Below are 15,839 nucleotides of genomic sequence, written 5' to 3'. Positions count from 1 at the left end.
TGCTGGATACTCAAGGTGGCTGCGTCGTGTCACGACACAGCCGGAAGGTGAAAGTCAGCGCGGTCTCAGGCGGATACCGCGACCGGGGACACTGCGGGCGTGGCGGCATCGATGCGGACGTCGGCAACCTTGGCCAGGTCCGCTTCATACGTACGCATGGCGCGCAGGAAGCACAGCGCGGCAAGCAGCCCGAAGGCAGGCATGACCGCAAGCGCCGTCTGCAGGCCCCACGCATCGGATACCAGGCCGCCCACGAAGGGCCCGACAGCCAGCCCGAGGAGGTTCTGGAACAGGGCCAGCATTGCCGCCCCCGTAGAACGCAGGCCGGGATGGATCACGTTGAACACCACGCTGGAAGCGGGCGCGACCGTGCACATCATCAGCAGGCCGCCGAAGGCAGTCAGCAGAAACTGCGCGTTGGCACCCATCGGGACGCCGAAGGCGGTCATGAAAACCAGCAGCGTCGCGGTGGACAGCGAGGCCATCAGCACCAGCTTGTTGCGCGGACGACGGACAGCGACGGCATCGGCCGCCACGCCCCAGAAGAAGGATCCCGCTGCGCCGCAGAGCACGATGATCGCGGCCAGCATGGCCGCCTTGTCGGCGGCGGCGCCGTGATACCGGTTGAAGTAGCTGGGCAGCCACGACCAGATCGTCGAGACGACAATGAGCTGGCACGCCGCGCCGATGCATGTCCACCAGACGGTAGGTGAACCAGTCAGTGCGCGCACGGTCTGCGTGACGAAGCCCATCGTCGATGGCTGGCGCTCGGTGCGCGGTGCAATCTCTACGGTCTTGTAATCCGGCACCAGCAAGTACAGGACGGCCAGGATCAGGCCGGGAACTCCAACCACGCCGAACGCGGCTTCCCAGCCCCAGCGCGCTGCGACGACGCCGCCCAGCACTACGCCCAGCACGGAGCCGATCGATGCCGCCGCGAGGAAGGCGCCCAGCAGCGTGGCGCGCAGCCGCTTGGGAAACAGGCTCGCGATCAGGGCGCCGCCGACCGAGCCGTATCCAGTTTCGCCCGCACCGACGATGGCACGGGCCAGGAAGAGCTGGCTGTAGTTGCGGGTGAACATGCAGGAGATCGTGGCAAGGCTCCACACCGTTGCCATCACGAAAATACTCTTGACCCGCCCGAAGCGGTCGGCGAGCAGCGCCACCGGCAGGCCGCCAGCGGCAACGACGATCGAGATGATCGACACCAGGCCGCCGAGCTGCATGTCCGACAGCCCCCAGGCAGCTTTCAGGTGCGGGAACAGCGAGACGATGACCTGCCGGTCGATGTAGTCGAACAGCATCAGCGCGAAGGTCATGGCAAAGGCGAACCAGGCCTTCGGCTTGCTGACGAGGTAGCCGTCGCGGTCATTGTTGCCCGGGGCGGCGGAATGGAAGTTCATGATGCGGTCTCCGAGTCGGGGGCTTTTTCTTTGAAAGCCCCCTGTGTATTCGGTCGGTGCGGTCGGTGCGGTCGGTGCGGTCGGTGCGGTCGGTGCGGTCGGTGCGGTCGGTGCGGTCGGTGCGGTCGGTGCCTGGCCCACGCTGGTGGGCCAGGCGGCACGCCGTCAGGCTACGGCGCGCAGCGGCACGCCCCGGACTCCCGGCAGACGGTTGGGCGCCATGCCGTTGGCAGCGAGCGTCTCGTCGACGCTGTCGTACCAGGTGCCAATGCGGTAGATCTCGCGCGCTTCCTTGCCGCTGGCAATTTCGCGGCCGAGTTCATTGGCGACGCGCACGCACTGCTGGATCTGCTGCACAGAGGTCATGCGGTTGCCGCGCTGGTCCGTCAGCGTGTCTTCCGTGCCGACGCGCGGATGGAAGCCCATGGCCATCGACATCATGTTGATCGGCAGGACATTGCGCAGAAGAGACTCGGACGTGACACAGATGCCATCTGCCGCGCGTTGCAGGAGATGCATGAAGTTGAACGGGTTGGGGCCGTCCACGCCACCGGCGATGCCGATCCAGGTCAGGTTCACCGGGCCCTTGTAGATGCCGCGCCGGATCATGCGCTCGAGCGTCTCGTAGGAGTGAATACCGGCGAGCTGGAAGTGCGGCTGGATGCCGGCAGCCTGCAGGCGTCGCAGGTGCTCCTCCACCCAGCCCGGGCCGGCCGGCACGGTCATTTCGCGGTAGGCATGCTGCAAGGCCGGCTCGGAAAGAGTCGTACCCGCCACGGTGTCGGGCGTCATCAGTTCCATGATGTTCATCTGGGTGGTGTTGATGGCCACCGTCACCTGGTCCGGCTTGGGATCGAGTTCCGCCAACATGTGCCGGGTGTCATCCGACAGCCACTTCGCTGCCTGGCCTTCGTCTTCCGGCGCGAACGAGATCGAGCCGCCCACCTGGATGATCATCTCAGGCACGGCCTTGCGCACGCCGGCGATCAGTTCGTTGAACTTCGACAGGCGCTTGGAGCCTTTGCCGTCCAACTCCCGCACATGCAGGTGGAGCACGCGGGCGCCAGCCTCATAGCAGTCGACTGCCTTCTGGATCTGCTCCTCCATGGTCACTGCGATGTCCTCCGGGAAGTCGGAGGGCATCCACTCGGGGGCGTACGGCGCGACGGTGATGACCACCTTCTGTTGATTTTCGGGGTGGAGCGAATCGTCAAGGAATTGCATGGTTGTCTCCTGTGGGAAAGGCGCTGCTTTGGCGCTCCTGGGCTTGCCGGGAGGCGCGGTTCGGCATGGGCTCCACTGTAGGCGGGCGATGCATTAAACTTTTCGCTTCAGGCGCCATAGTTTTTCGTTTTCGCGCCACTCCGCGTAAACGCGAAGAAGTAACGCGTGCGCGGCCTTTCCAAATGACGAGGACAAGAAAGTGGCCGATCCGATGGTCCGCGCACGGGCCCTGAGTGGCTTTTTGCAGGTGGCAAGACGCTTCGGGCTGGCTCCGCAGGATCTTCTGCGGCAAGTCGGTCTGGATGCGGCCGTGCTGGCGGATTCCGAGCGCCGCCTGCCCATTTCATCCGTTTGCCAATTACTGGAGACGGCTGCCGGAAAGTCCAACTGTGCGACGTTCGGGTTGCAGATGGCCGATACACGCCAGCCCTTCGATTTCGGCATGATCGAGCTGGTGCTGTCGCACAAGCGCACGTTGCGCGAGGTCTTGCTGGCTGCGGTGCAGTACCGCCATTTGCTGAACGAAGCCCTGACCATCCATGTGGAGAGCGGCGGCGACAAGGTCGTGGTGCGCGAGGAGATCATGGCGTCCCCAGGCATTTCGACGCGTCAGGCGACGGAACTCGCGGTCGGGCTGCTGTCGCGCACCTGCGTTGGACTGCTGGGCGAGCATTGGAAGCCCTGGAGCGTAAATTTCACGCATCCGGCTCCGGAAGACCGGCGTTTTCATCGCCAGTTTTTTGGCTGCCCGGTCGAGTTCGACAGCGACTTCAACGGTCTCGTCTGCGCGGCGGCGGATCTGGATCGCCCCAATCCCAATGCGGACCCTGAGCTGGTGAAGTACGCCGAAAGCATGGCCCGTCCGCTCAATGTTTCGGGTCCCGAGTCCATCGTGCTCGACGTGCGCAAGACCATCCACCTTTTGCTGCCGATCGAACAAGCCACCGTGGACGAGGTCGCCCTGTATCTGCATCTGAGCGTGCGGACCATGCAGCGTCAGCTTGAGGCGACGGGCACGAGTTTCTCGAACCTTGTCGAGGACGTGCGCCAGGAGCTTGCCGTGCGGTACCTGACCAACAGGCGCTACCCCATCGGTCAGGTGGCGACGCTGCTGGGCTATTCCCGCCAGTCCTCGTTTACGCAGTGGTTCACTGCACGATTCGGTACTACCCCGCGTGCCTGGCGTGCCGCGCGCGGCAAGTAGCGGGTCATTTGGCGCGCGTGTTCGGGTGGGATGGCCGTGTGGCGCGCCAGGTGCGCGGCGCCATGCCGAAGCGCCGGGAAAACCATTGGGTAAAGGACGCCTGCTGTGTGTAACCGAGCAGCGAGGCTACCCGCCCGATCGGGTAGCGCTCGTTGCTCATATAACGGACGGCAAGCTCCTGCCGTACTTCATCGAGCAGGTTTGAAAACGTGGTCTCCGCGTCTTCGAGATGGCGCTGAAGGGATCGCACGCTCAGGTGCAGGTGACGCGCCACGTGCTCGGTCGTGGCCTGCTCGACCGGGAGCAACAGGTAGATCGCGTTGCGGACCTCGGCGCTGATGGTCTGCCGGCCGCCGGCGCTGGCGGACTCGGCGAGTCCCTCCGCGTAGCGCACCAGTTCGGGATCCGCCATCGGGTTCAGCCGGTCCAAATCGCTCGCAAGGCAGACGAAGCCGTTGAACTCGCTCTCGAACACCAGCGGGCAGCCGAAGATCCGGCTGTGGACCCGGAGGTCCGCCGGGGCGGCATGCGTGAAATGTATGCTGGCGGGACGCCAGTCCGGTCCCAGCACCGCGCCACAGGTACGCACCAGGACGCCGACTGCAAGCTCCATTGTCTGCCGCGGCCAGACGCCGATATCACAGAGATTTTCCTCACGAACAATCACCTGCGAACCGGTGGTCTCGACGTAAAGTCCGAGGGCGTCATTGAGCAGGTGACGGTAATGCATCATCGCATTCAATACTTCCCGCAACGTCCGCTTGTGCGCGAGCAGCACGCCGATGACGCCAAAGTCGAACGCCGTGCGCGCTTCGGCCATCTGGATGCCCACGGAAGGCGTCGATGATTCCGCAGCGGTCGCTTCGAGCAGGTGACACAGCGACGCAAACGGAATGCGCTGTTCCCGGTTCATCAGGGTGGCCGGGTCAAGGCCGAATCGGCGCATGAACTCGTGAGGGTTCAGGCCGAGCCGCAGGGCTACCTGCGGGTAGCTGGTGAGCGCAGCGGCTCGCGCATCAGGACTGTTTTCCGACACTTGGTTTCTCTGGCGAGTGATGGTCACTGGCATGCCTCGGTGTTTACGCGCACTGGCGCCAATTATTAAAAACATGGCGCGAAAACTAAAAGGCAATTCGCGCTGCCGCCATATAGTAGCCAACAACTTCACCGCGTGCTGCAGACAGCCAGCGCTAATTGGGAGAACTAGATGCCACAGGCAATCCGCTTGTACGAAACCGGGGGCCCGGAAGTCCTGAAGCTCGAAGACGTGGACGTCGGCGAGCCGGGACCAGGCCAAGCGCGCGTGCGACATAGCTATATCGCCGTCAACTTTATCGACGTCTATCACCGCACTGGCTACTACCCACTGGCCCTGCCGAGTGGCCTGGGCTCGGATGCCGTGGGGGTCGTCGAGGCGGTCGGCCCCGGCGTGACTGATGTTCGCGCGGGTGACCGCGTCGGCTACCTGATGGGACCCCAGGGCGCCTATTCAGATGTTCGCGTGATGCCTGCGAACGTCCTGATTCCCCTGCCCGATGGCGTCTCCGATCGTACGGCGTCAACGCTGATCATGAAGGGAATGACCGCCCAGTACCTGTTCCGCCAGGTCTACCCGCTCAAGGGTGGGGAGACGATTCTCTACCACGCCGCGGCGGGCGGTGTAGGTCTGATTGCCTGCCAATGGGCGCGCGCCTTGGGTGTGACGATGATCGGCACCGTCAGCAGCGACGAGAAAGCCGAGATCGCCAGGGCGAACGGCTGTACGCACACGATCGTCACGTCTCGCGAAAACATCGCCGAGCGCGTGCGCGAACTTACCGACGGCAAGGGCGTGCCAGTGGTGTTCGATTCCGTCGGCAAGGACACGCTGCAGGCGTCGCTGGACAGCCTTCAGGTGCGCGGCACCTTGGTCAGCAATGGGAGCAGTTCGGGCCCGGTGTCGTTCGATGCGCTGACCCTCGCGCTGAAGGGCTCCATCTGGGTCACGCGCCCGGCGATGGCGCACTACGCAACGCCGCGCTCGCACATGCTGTCGATGGCTACGGAACTGTTCGATCTCGTGCTGGCCGGAAAGATCTCGAGCGAACCGAAACAGACCTACGCGCTGCGCGACGCCGCCGACGCCCATCGCGCGCTGGAATCGCGGCAGACGACTGGCGCCACCGTGCTGGTGCCTTGAACAGCGCGCATAGCACTGGAACCTCCGCATCGACCGAACTTCTTCTCCCTATTGCACCATGCGAATCGAGCAACTGACTCATGCGCTGGGCGCCGAAATCACCGGTGTCAAGCTGGCCGATGCCATTCACGACGACGCTCTGTTTGCGGAACTCCGCAAGGCCTTGCTCAGGCACCGTGTGCTGTTTCTCCGTGGGCAGGATTTCACTCGCGCCGAGCATGCCGCGTTCGCACGCCGCTTCGGCGAACTGGAGGATCATCCGGTCGCGGGCTCGGACCCGGAAAACCCCGGCCTCGTCCGCATCTACAAGAAGCCCGACCAGCCGCCTGACCGCTATGAGAACGCCTGGCATTCGGATGCCACGTGGCGTGAAGCGCCGCCATTTGGCGCCGTGCTGCGATGCGTGGAATGCCCGCCACTCGGCGGCGACACCATGTGGGCGAACATGGTCCTCGCCTATGAAAAACTGCCGGACCGGGTCAAGACGCAGATCGCTGACCTGCGTGCCCGTCACAGCATCGAGGCCACCTTCGGCGCGGCCATGCCGATGGAGAAGCGGCTTGCCCTCAAGGCGCAATACCCCGACGCCGAGCACCCGGTGGTCCGGACGCACCCGGAGACCGGCGAAAAGCTCCTGTACGTCAATGTATTCACTACGCACTTCACCAACTTCCACACCGCGGCGCATGTCCGCTATGGCCAGGATGCCAACCCGGGAGCCGGCGAGCTGCTCCGGTACCTGATCAGCCAGGCATACGTCCCCGAGTACCAGGTGCGCTGGCGCTGGCAACCCAACAGCGTGGCGATCTGGGACAACAGTGCCACACAGCACTACGCCGTCATGGACTACCCGCCCTGCCATCGCAAGATGGAGCGAGCCGGAATCATCGGCAGCAAGCCGTTCTGAGTCGGGACAGTGATCCACCAAACCAAGGCATGCCCTGAAATGAACCCTACGATTCTGATCGTCCCCGGCCTGCGCGATCACGTGGCCGAACACTGGCAGACACTGCTGGAAGCGCAATTGCCCAACGCCGTCTCCGTGCCACCGCTTGAACGGGACAGGCTGAGCTGCGCGGCGCGCGTGGCGGCGCTGGATGCGGTACTGGCCCGCATCAGCGGCCCCGTGATCCTGGTCGCCCATAGCGCCGGTGTCATGACGACCGTGCACTGGGCAAGGCAGTGCGACCGGCAGATTCACGGCGCCTTGCTCGCAACGCCGCCCGACATGGAAACCCCGTTGCCGGCCGGGCATACACCACGCGACGAACTCGAGCGGAATGGCTGGCTGCCGATTCCCCGCGTTGCGCTGCCGTTCCCGAGCATCGTGGCGGCGAGCCGCAATGATCCGCTGGCCAGCTTCGCGCGGGTGGCAGAAATGGCTAACGACTGGGGCAGCCGCCTCGCCGAGCTTGGTGAAGTCGGCCACCTCAATCCTGCCGCCGGCTATGGCGAATGGCCGCTGGCGCGCGACCTGATCCGCGAACTGATCTGACCGATTGGGGCCATCGATCCCCGTTGCAGCATCCATTTCAATCCAGATTCCAACCAAGGAGACAACCGTGCAATTCCTTGATGATTCCCTGTTGCCCGAGAACCAGGAACCCCTGGTCATCCAGGTGGCACCCTACGGCCCGCAGTGGCTGCCCAGCGACTCGGACGATATCGCTGTGAGTATGGATGAACAGGTCCAGAAAGCGGTCGATTGCTATAACGCCGGCGCCACGGTGCTGCACGTGCATGTGCGCGAGGCCGATGGCAAAGGCAGCAAGCGGCTGTCCATGTTCAACGAACTGCTTGCACGCCTGCGCGAAGCCGTACCGAAGATGATTCTGCAGGTGGGCGGCTCCATTTCCTTTGCGCCAGAGAACGACGGGGCGGCTGCCAAATGGCTGAGCGACGATACGCGCCACATGCTGGCTGAACTTAGCCCCAAGCCGGACCAGGTGACGATCGTGGTCAACAGCGCCACGATGAACGTCACCGAGATGCATCCGCCGGAGGAATACGCGGGGACGTCCATGGCCGAGCCGGCGATGTACGAGGCGTACCGCAACATGTCCTACGAGGCCGGGCCCGTGTTTGTGGAAGAGCATCTCAAGCGCCTGCAAGCCGCCGGCATCCAGCCGCATTTCATGGTCGGCCAGATCGCCAAGATGGAATCCATCGAGCGGCTGATTCGCCGAGGCATCTACAAAGGGCCGCTGCTGGTGAACTGGGTACAGCTCGGCGGGGGCTCCGAAGGACCGAATCCGCGCAACCTGCTGGAAATGGCCAACCGCTTGCCCGATAACGCGGTCTTCACCGTGGAGTCCTTTATGCGCTACGTCCATCCGCTGACCACAATGGCGATCGCAATGGGCTTCCATGCGCGCTGCGGCATCGAAGACACGCTTTGGGGCCGCAAGGGAGAGCGTATGACGTCCGTGCAGCAAGTGGAGCGCCTGGTGAACATGTCCCGCAGCCTGTACCGGGAAGTGGCGACCGCTGACGAGGCCCGTCGCATCTATCGTATCGGCGAGCAGTACGAGACCACGGACGAGACGCTCAGGAAGGTGGGCTACCTGCCCAACCGCAAAGAGGGCCGGACCGGTCAGCCGTCCTGGACGGCCTGAGGCGCGACCACTGATCAAAACCGGGCCCGCTCGCGCATCGAACCAGCGGGTTCCAGCAATCACGATTGGAGACAAGAATGTCCATCTGGAGATCGCTCGGTCTGGCAGCCGGTATGCTCCTTACGTCTGGCTATGTGCATGCGGCGCCCGCCGATTCGGGGCCGATCCGGATCATTGTTACCGGCCCAGCCGGGGGGACGGTGGACACCATCGCCAGGGTGTTTGCTGGTTCAATGCCGTCCGTCATTCCCAACGCGGTGCCTGTCGTGGAGAATCTGCCGGGCGGCAGCGGCGTCGTTGCAATTCGCGAGCTCCTGAAATCGCCGAAGAACGGATCGACGCTGCTGATCGGAACCAACGCTTTCGCGTCAGAAGCTCCCCATATCATCAAGATGTCAGTCGACCCGCTGAAAGCGTTGACGCCGGTGACCGACCTGGCGCGAAGCGGGCTGGTGTTCGTGGCCGGCAACAGCGTGCCTGTGAGCACTTTCCAGGAAGCGCTTAGCTATGCCAGACAGAATCGGGGCAAGACGCAATACGCATCATTTGGGCTCGGGACCCAGTCCCATATCCTCGGCGTAGAACTGAACAGGATTGCCGGGCTCGATATGGTGCATGTCGCGTACAAGGGATCTCCGCCGGCGTTGACTGACATCATGGGTGGCCATGTGCAGTTCATGTTCGACGGTCCGGCCACATCGCTGCCATTCGTGAAGTCCAACCGGTTGAAGGCCCTTGCAACCACGGCGCCTCAGCGTCTTTCCAGCCTTCCGAGCGTTCCTACCGTCGCGGAGCTGGGCTATCCGAAGTTGACGCAAGTCGTATGGATCGGACTATGGATTGCCTCCGGCACGTCGCCCGATGTCAGCGCCCAGCTACGCAAGTCGGCCATGGCCATCGTGCAGTCGCCTGCATTCCGCAAGAAGATTGCGGAGATCGGGATGGAGCCCCCGCTAGGCGTGCCCATGGAAGAACTGGCGGCTCAGTTGAGCGAGTCGTCCCGGCGCCATGCCCAGAAGCTGAAGGAGATCGGCTATGTTCCGGACTAGGCGGCCTCGATTGTTTCAAATGGCTGTGGCGGACGGGGAACTAAATGTACCGACCGCCAGCAGAAGTCCGTTTTTGAGATTGGAGCCGACGTTCGAATGACGGGGCAAGGCGATGGACATGTGGCTGGAACTGGCCGAACTCGGCCGTCGGACATCGACTCGCCCCTGAAATCGGCGATGAACCAAAAAAAGATTCGAGCCGAACCACTGAACACCGCCGGATAGCGCCGCCTTGCCGGCGCATTGAGCAATTCCGTGCCAGCGAACGACTGCCTGGCTTGCCATCCCAAGGAGCCAGCCAATCAACCAGGCACTACTTTTTCGCTCGCGCGGTCCACCGCGACGGCGCTCGGCTAATACGTGCAGCGATGCCTGCCAGCGGCTGACGCTGCCGCATCGTGCCAGTAACGTCGACGATAAAGCCCGTTTGGATTGGCTGCCTACGTGAAGCCCTATCGTGCCTTCACCGCCAGCAACAACACGCCATGGCCTGCTGCTGCCGGCAGGCGAGCAACGCCGTCACTGTCCTTTGCGAGCAATTGACAATGAGTCATCCGGCGCCTGCGGCTCCTTGCGCAGGAACGCCGGAACATCATAGTCATCGTCCGGACTGGACAGTTCGGAGACGTGGCGCCGTACGCGAAACCGCATGCCATTCTCGCCATGGACGCACATGGTGACGTAATCTGCGTTCTCCAGCCTGCGGGTTCTCGCTCGATCGAGATAAACGATGACCTTCCAGGCCACCCACAGGCCGACCAGCACCAGCGAGATCGTTCCGACGAGAATGATGACTGTATCGTGCATAGCCATGCTCCGTTCAGCGTGACGACCTAAAGCGACAAAGAGCGGCTGCAAACCCCAAAGCATCCACTGGGCAAACCTCCCTTGGTGCGAGCCATCCGCGTCTAAGGGTATTCGAGAACTAGAGCCTGCCCGCGGCCGGCGGCATTCCCGGCTGTGCCCTTAGCGCCTCATACAATTGAGCCGGTCCGAGCAGAATATCATCCGGCAGATCTGCTCCGACCCGCATGGGTTTGCCGAAGCCGGCACGCGCGACCTCGCCATCGAGCGGCTGGTCAACGAATCGCCGAAGATGGGCTGGCTGATCGCTGGCCCCCGAAACGATCAGGCCGTTGACGAACCTGATGGACATGCGCTGCCCCCCATCGTCAGCCAGCTTGGCGCGCTGTGGGGGACAACGTGGGGGACAAATCGGCCGCGACACCTGAAAAACAAAACGGGTTACAGACTTGCATCTGTAACCCGTTGATTTGACTGGTCGGGGCGAGAGGATTTGAACCTCCGACCACCTGCACCCCATGCAGGTACGCTACCAGGCTGCGCTACGCCCCGAAAGAAGAAGATTATATCAGAAGCATTTCCCGTATGACTAGCTCCGGGCGCACAAATTATCCGCGCTTAGCGATCTCGCGCAACTGCGCGAGCAGGTGCTGCACCTCGACCAGTTCGTTGCGCAGACCGGCTACATCGATCGACAAGGCTGCCGGGCTTTCCTCGCGGCGTTCGTCAGCGGCTTCCGCCGCAGCGGCGGTGTGATGACGTCCTTCGTCGAGCCGGTTGCGTGCGCCGTTGATGGTGAAGCCCTGCTCGTACAGCAGCTCGCGGATGCGCCGGATCAGCAGCACTTCATGGTGCTGGTAGTAGCGGCGGTTGCCGCGGCGCTTGACCGGCTTGAGCTGCGTGAACTCCTGCTCCCAGTAGCGCAGGACATGCGGCTTGACGGCGCAAAGCTCGCTCACCTCACCGATGGTGAAGTAGCGCTTGGCCGGGATCGGCGGCAACGCGATGCGTTCGCTGGATTTGTCCGACATGCAGTGTGTAGACGAGCGTCAGGCCATGCCGGCCATAAGGTTGGCGCGCAGGTTTTGCGCGCCCAGAAGGATACCGATGCAGGCCTGCGGAAGCAATCCGCCTTTCGGGTGAAGCGATAACGCGGCAAAGCGTCAGCCGGCGATATCCGCGCGCTCTTCGACCAGGCCCTTGAGTTTCTGGCTGGCGTGGAACGTCACGACCCGGCGCGCGGTGATCGGAATCACTTCACCGGTCTTGGGATTGCGGCCGGGACGCTGCGGCTTGTCGCGCAACTGGAAATTGCCGAAGCCGGACAGCTTGACGCTGTCGCCCTGCTCCAGCGCTTCGCGGATGACGTCGAAGAAGGCTTCGACCATGTCCTTGGATTCGCGCTTGTTCAGGCCGACCTGGTCGAACAGCATCTCGGCAAGTTCGGCCTTGGTCAGCGTGGGAACTTCGGGCGCGCGCGTATCCGGCGTCGCGTCGTCAAGGGTGGAAGCCTGCCGGTCGCTCATGTCACCCAGTGCTGCAGCGGTCATGGAATTCGCGTCTCGATCATTCATGTCGATCGCTCTAGTGTCTGTCTGGCGATCCGCCCGGGGCCAGGCCCGGGCGCCCTTGTTTATCGTAAGCCGTCGCTAGTGGCGTCGGTCTAGCCGCGCAGCCGGGCCTGGAAGGCCTCTGTCAGCGCGTCGACCATGCAGCGCACTGCGCTGTCGACGGTTTCGTCCTGGAGGGTCGACCCAGTATCTTGCAAGGTCACCCGGAACGCAAGGCTTTTCTCGTCCGCGCCGATGGCGGCCGAAGCGGCCTTGGGGCGGAACTCGTCAAACAGCACCAGGCCCTGGCAGAAGCGGCCATAGCCCTGCTTTTCCAGCGCTGCGCGCATGGCGTCGAGCATGTCCTGCACGCGTACCGATTGCTTCACCACCACTGCCAGGTCGCGCACGGCGGCCGGGAACTTGGAGATTTCGGTGTACGCAGGCAGGCCGGTCTCGCGCAGCGCGTCGAGCTCCAGTTCGAACAGCACCGGTGCGTGCTGCAGTTCGTATTCCTGCAGCCAGCGCGGATGCAGTTCACCGACCACGCCAACCGGCTTGCCATCGACCAGCACGCGCGCGGCGCGGCCAGGATGCAGCGCCGGGTGCGCCACCGGCTCGAAGCGCGGCACGCGCGGATGGAACAGCGCCTCGACATCGCCCTTCACGTCGAAGAAATCGACATTGCGCGTGGCGATCCCCCACTGCTCTTCGAACGCCGGGCCATAGGCGATGCCCGCGGCCATCATCGGCTGGTGGTAGCCGGCCACCGTCAGGCCGCCATCCTTCACGTTCTCGTCGCGATGGAACACGCGGCCCACTTCAAACATGCGCACGCGCGCGGCCTTGCGGTTCAGGTTGTAGCGCACCTTGTCGACCAGGCCGCCGACCAGCGACGAACGCATCACGGCCAGCTGGCTGGCGATCGGGTTCAGCAGGCGGATCGGCTTGTCGTTGGCGGCGAAGTCGCGCTCCCACTTCTCTTCGACGAAGGCGAAGTTGATGACTTCCTGGTAGTCGCGCGCAGCCAGCGCGTGGCGCACCACGTGCGTCGAACGGCGGGCTTCGTGGGTCGGACGCATTTCGCTTTCGGCGACCGGCGGACGCGCCGGGATGCGCTCGAAGCCGTAGATGCGCGCGACTTCCTCGATCAGGTCTTCCTCGATCTCGATGTCGAAGCGGTAGCTCGGCGGTGTGACTTCAAACACTTCGCCTTCGGCGCCTTGCGCGCGCGTGAACGGCAGTTGCAGACGCTGGAACACATCGGCGATGGCGGCCGGCGACAGCTCGATGCCCAGTACGCGCTCGGCGCGCGCCACGCGCAGGCTGACTGGCTTGCGCACCGGCAGGTTGACCACGTGGTCGTCCACCGGACCGGCCTGGCCGCCGCAGATCTCGAGGATCAACGCCGTGATGCGCTCGATATGCTCGACTGTGGTGGCGTAGTCCACGCCGCGCTCGAAACGGTGCCCAGCGTCGGTCGAGAAGTTGTAGCGGCGGCTGCGGCCCTGGATCGCGGCCGGCCACCAGAATGCGGCTTCGAGGTAGATGTCGGTGGTGTCCAGCGTGACGGCAGTGCTGTCGCCACCCATGATGCCGGCCAGGCTTTCGATTTCCTTGTCATCGGCGATCACGCCGACCTGCTCGTCGACCTCGATGGTATTGCCGTTCAGCAGCTTGATCTGTTCGCCCTTGCGGCCCCAGCGCACGTCGAGGCCGCCGTGGATCTTGTGCAGGTCGAACACGTGCGACGGACGGCCCAGCTCCAGCATCACGTAGTTCGAGATATCGACCAGCGCGGACACGCTGCGCTGGCCCGAGCGCTCCAGGCGCTGCACCATCCACTGCGGCGTGACGGCACGCGCATTGACGCCGCGGATGATGCGGCCGGAGAAGCGGCCGCACAGGTCGGGCGCCGACACCTTGACCGGCAGCTTGTCCTGGATCGTCACCGGCACCGGCTTCATGTCGGGCAGGTTCAGCGCGGCACCGGTCAGGGCCGCCACTTCGCGCGCAACGCCGTGGATCGACAGGCAATCCGCCTTGTTCGGCGTCAGCTTGATGACGAAGACCTGGTCATCCAGGTCAAGGTACTCGCGGATATTCTGGCCGACCGACGCATCTTCCGGCAGTACCAACAGGCCGCCGTGCTCTTCGGACAGCTTCAGTTCACGCGCCGAGCACAGCATGCCGTAGCTGTCCACGCCACGCAGCTTGCCGACCTTGATCTCGAACGGCTGGCCGCCGTCCTCTGCCGGCGGCAGCATCGCGCCGACCAGTGCGCACGGCACCTTGATGCCGGGCTTGACGTTGGGCGCGCCGCAGACGATCTGCAGGGTTTCGCCGGTGCCGGCATCGACCTGGCACACGTTGAGGCGGTCAGCGTTGGGATGTCGCTCGGTCGACAGCACGTGCGCGACCACCACCTTGTCGAACGGCGGCGCGACCGGGCCCACCTCTTCCACTTCCAGCCCAGCCATGGTCAGGCTGTGCGACAGCGCGTCGGTGGAAATCTTTTCAGGGTTGGCGAAGGTGCGAAGCCAGGATTCCGAGAATTGCATGGCGCTTCTGATCCGGTAAGTATTCTGTGTAGTCGGTGACGAGTTTGACGATGCGCCTGTCAGGCGAACTGGCGCAGGAAGCGCACGTCGCCCTCGAAGAACAGGCGCAGGTCGTTGATGCCATAGCGCAGCATGGTCAGGCGCTCGAGGCCGGAGCCGAACGCGAAACCGATATAGCGCTCGGGATCGAGGCCCATGTTGCGCAGCACGTTCGGGTGCACCTGCCCCGAACCGGAAATTTCCAGCCATTTCCCATTGCCGAAGGCCATGTCGATTTCCGCCGACGGCTCGGTGAACGGGAAGTACGACGGACGGAAGCGCACGTGGATGTCATCGCGCTCGAAGAACTTGCGCAGGAAATCGGTGTACACGCCCTTCAGGTCGGCAAAGCTGACGTCCTCGCCGATCCACAGGCCTTCCACCTGGTTGAACATCGGCGAGTGGGTGGCGTCGCTGTCGACGCGATAGGTGCGGCCAGGGCAGATCACCTTGATCGGCGGCATCGCCTTGCCCGCGTACTTCTCCACGTGCATCTTCGCGTAGCGCACCTGCATCGGGCTGGTGTGCGTGCGCAGCAGCAGGAGCTTGTCGTCGCTGTCGCGGCCGTCGACGTAGAAGGTATCCTGCATCGAACGCGCCGGATGGTTGTCCGGGTTGTTCAGCGCGGTGAAGTTCATCCAGTCGGTTTCGATCTCGGGGCCGTCGGCCACGTCGAAGCCGATCGAGCCGAAGATCTGCTCGACACGCTCCCACGTGCGCATCACCGGATGCAGGCTGCCGCGGCCAACCGCGCGGCCCGGCAGCGTGACGTCGATGGCTTCGGCGGCCAGGCGTGCGTTCATCAGCGCATCGGCCAGCGCCTGGCGTCGCGCCTGCAGCGCGGCTTCCACTTGCTGCTTGACCTGGTTGATGCGCGCGCCCTCGCTCTTGCGGGTCTCCGGGTCAAGCTTGCCGAGGCCCTTGAGCAGTTCGGTCAGCGCGCCGGTCTTGCCCAGGAAGCGGGCCTTTTCGTTTTCCAGCGTGGCGTTGTCATTGGCGGCGGCGAAAGCGGCCTGGGCGTCAGCGACGATTTGGTCCAGATCCTGGGACATGGCGGCGGTCGTGGAGTGTTCTGACGTCGGCGGTGCAATGTCAAAAGACAAAGCCGGCCCGACGCGGGTTGGCACTACGTGCGGTATGCGTTTCCGGATGCCGCCTCGATAACAAACGCAAAGCGGTATCCGGAACCGCAAATAAAAACGGGGCTCGGT

15 protein-coding genes and 1 tRNA gene are annotated in these 15,839 nt (G+C 63.8%); 6 read left to right on the top strand and 10 right to left on the bottom strand.

What is annotated here, in order from left to right:
• Positions 1 to 65: 65 nt before the first annotated feature.
• The gene (locus J8I82_RS10955) at positions 66 to 1,403 is read right to left on the bottom strand and encodes an MFS transporter (RefSeq protein ID WP_209757186.1); all 1,338 of its coding nucleotides are present in this window, start codon (positions 1,401 to 1,403) and stop codon (positions 66 to 68) included.
• A 165-nt stretch (positions 1,404 to 1,568) separates the two neighbouring features.
• On the bottom strand, positions 1,569 to 2,627 hold the full coding sequence (locus J8I82_RS10950; RefSeq protein WP_209757184.1) for a beta-keto acid cleavage family enzyme: 1,059 nt from the start codon (positions 2,625 to 2,627) through the stop codon (positions 1,569 to 1,571).
• A 211-nt stretch (positions 2,628 to 2,838) separates the two neighbouring features.
• Between J8I82_RS10950 and J8I82_RS10945 the strand changes: the two genes are divergently transcribed.
• Entirely contained in the window at positions 2,839 to 3,831 is a 993-nt protein-coding gene (locus J8I82_RS10945; protein ID WP_209757342.1) for an AraC family transcriptional regulator, read from the top strand.
• A gap of 4 nt (positions 3,832 to 3,835) precedes the next feature.
• Here the strand turns inward: J8I82_RS10945 and J8I82_RS10940 are convergent, their stop codons facing one another.
• Entirely contained in the window at positions 3,836 to 4,900 is a 1,065-nt protein-coding gene (locus tag J8I82_RS10940; protein WP_209757182.1) for an AraC family transcriptional regulator, read from the bottom strand.
• A 138-nt stretch (positions 4,901 to 5,038) separates the two neighbouring features.
• Here J8I82_RS10940 and J8I82_RS10935 point away from each other — a divergent pair, with 138 nt between their 5' ends.
• From J8I82_RS10935 to J8I82_RS10915, 5 genes are all read left to right on the top strand, one after another.
• Positions 5,039 to 6,010, top strand: coding sequence for a quinone oxidoreductase family protein (locus tag J8I82_RS10935; protein WP_209757180.1), 972 nt, complete (start codon positions 5,039 to 5,041; stop codon positions 6,008 to 6,010).
• A gap of 58 nt (positions 6,011 to 6,068) precedes the next feature.
• Entirely contained in the window at positions 6,069 to 6,917 is an 849-nt protein-coding gene (locus J8I82_RS10930) for a TauD/TfdA dioxygenase family protein (protein WP_209757178.1), read from the top strand.
• Positions 6,918 to 6,956: 39 nt separating this feature from the next.
• Positions 6,957 to 7,505, top strand: coding sequence for an RBBP9/YdeN family alpha/beta hydrolase (locus tag J8I82_RS10925; protein WP_209757170.1), 549 nt, complete (start codon positions 6,957 to 6,959; stop codon positions 7,503 to 7,505).
• 67 nt (positions 7,506 to 7,572) lie between these two features.
• Complete coding sequence (locus J8I82_RS10920) at positions 7,573 to 8,625, top strand: beta-keto acid cleavage family enzyme (protein WP_209757339.1); 1,053 nt, start codon at positions 7,573 to 7,575, stop codon at positions 8,623 to 8,625.
• Between the two features lie 77 nt (positions 8,626 to 8,702).
• Positions 8,703 to 9,674, top strand: coding sequence for a Bug family tripartite tricarboxylate transporter substrate binding protein (locus J8I82_RS10915; RefSeq protein ID WP_209757169.1), 972 nt, complete (start codon positions 8,703 to 8,705; stop codon positions 9,672 to 9,674).
• A 519-nt stretch (positions 9,675 to 10,193) separates the two neighbouring features.
• On the opposite strand, the gene J8I82_RS10910 is transcribed toward J8I82_RS10915, so the two are convergent.
• From J8I82_RS10910 to pheS, 7 genes are all read right to left on the bottom strand, one after another.
• The gene (locus tag J8I82_RS10910; protein ID WP_209757167.1) at positions 10,194 to 10,481 is read right to left on the bottom strand and encodes a hypothetical protein; all 288 of its coding nucleotides are present in this window, start codon (positions 10,479 to 10,481) and stop codon (positions 10,194 to 10,196) included.
• A 118-nt stretch (positions 10,482 to 10,599) separates the two neighbouring features.
• Positions 10,600 to 10,830 (bottom strand): hypothetical protein, encoded by a 231-nt coding sequence (locus J8I82_RS10905; protein WP_209757165.1) that lies wholly within the window; start codon positions 10,828 to 10,830, stop codon positions 10,600 to 10,602.
• Positions 10,831 to 10,953: 123 nt separating this feature from the next.
• Positions 10,954 to 11,030 (bottom strand) — tRNA-Pro (locus J8I82_RS10900).
• A gap of 56 nt (positions 11,031 to 11,086) precedes the next feature.
• Positions 11,087 to 11,509 carry a MerR family transcriptional regulator gene (locus J8I82_RS10895; protein ID WP_209757162.1) on the bottom strand — a complete coding sequence of 141 codons (423 nt, stop codon included), beginning with the start codon at positions 11,507 to 11,509 and terminating at the stop codon, positions 11,087 to 11,089.
• A gap of 132 nt (positions 11,510 to 11,641) precedes the next feature.
• A complete protein-coding gene (locus tag J8I82_RS10890; RefSeq protein ID WP_063238522.1) occupies positions 11,642 to 12,052 on the bottom strand; it encodes an integration host factor subunit alpha in 411 nt (136 codons plus the stop codon).
• A gap of 89 nt (positions 12,053 to 12,141) precedes the next feature.
• Positions 12,142 to 14,589: a phenylalanine--tRNA ligase subunit beta gene (gene pheT, locus J8I82_RS10885; protein ID WP_209757160.1), complete on the bottom strand. Its 2,448-nt coding sequence runs from the start codon at positions 14,587 to 14,589 to the stop codon at positions 12,142 to 12,144.
• A 59-nt stretch (positions 14,590 to 14,648) separates the two neighbouring features.
• Positions 14,649 to 15,680, bottom strand: a complete 1,032-nt coding sequence (gene pheS, locus J8I82_RS10880) for a phenylalanine--tRNA ligase subunit alpha (protein ID WP_209757158.1) — start codon at positions 15,678 to 15,680, stop codon at positions 14,649 to 14,651.
• Between the last annotated feature and the right edge of the window lie 159 nt (positions 15,681 to 15,839).

This window comes from Cupriavidus consociatus (assembly GCF_017814975.1).
Classification (GTDB): Bacteria; Pseudomonadota; Gammaproteobacteria; order Burkholderiales; family Burkholderiaceae; genus Cupriavidus; species Cupriavidus consociatus.
This window is presented reverse-complemented; position numbering and strand designations above follow the sequence as displayed.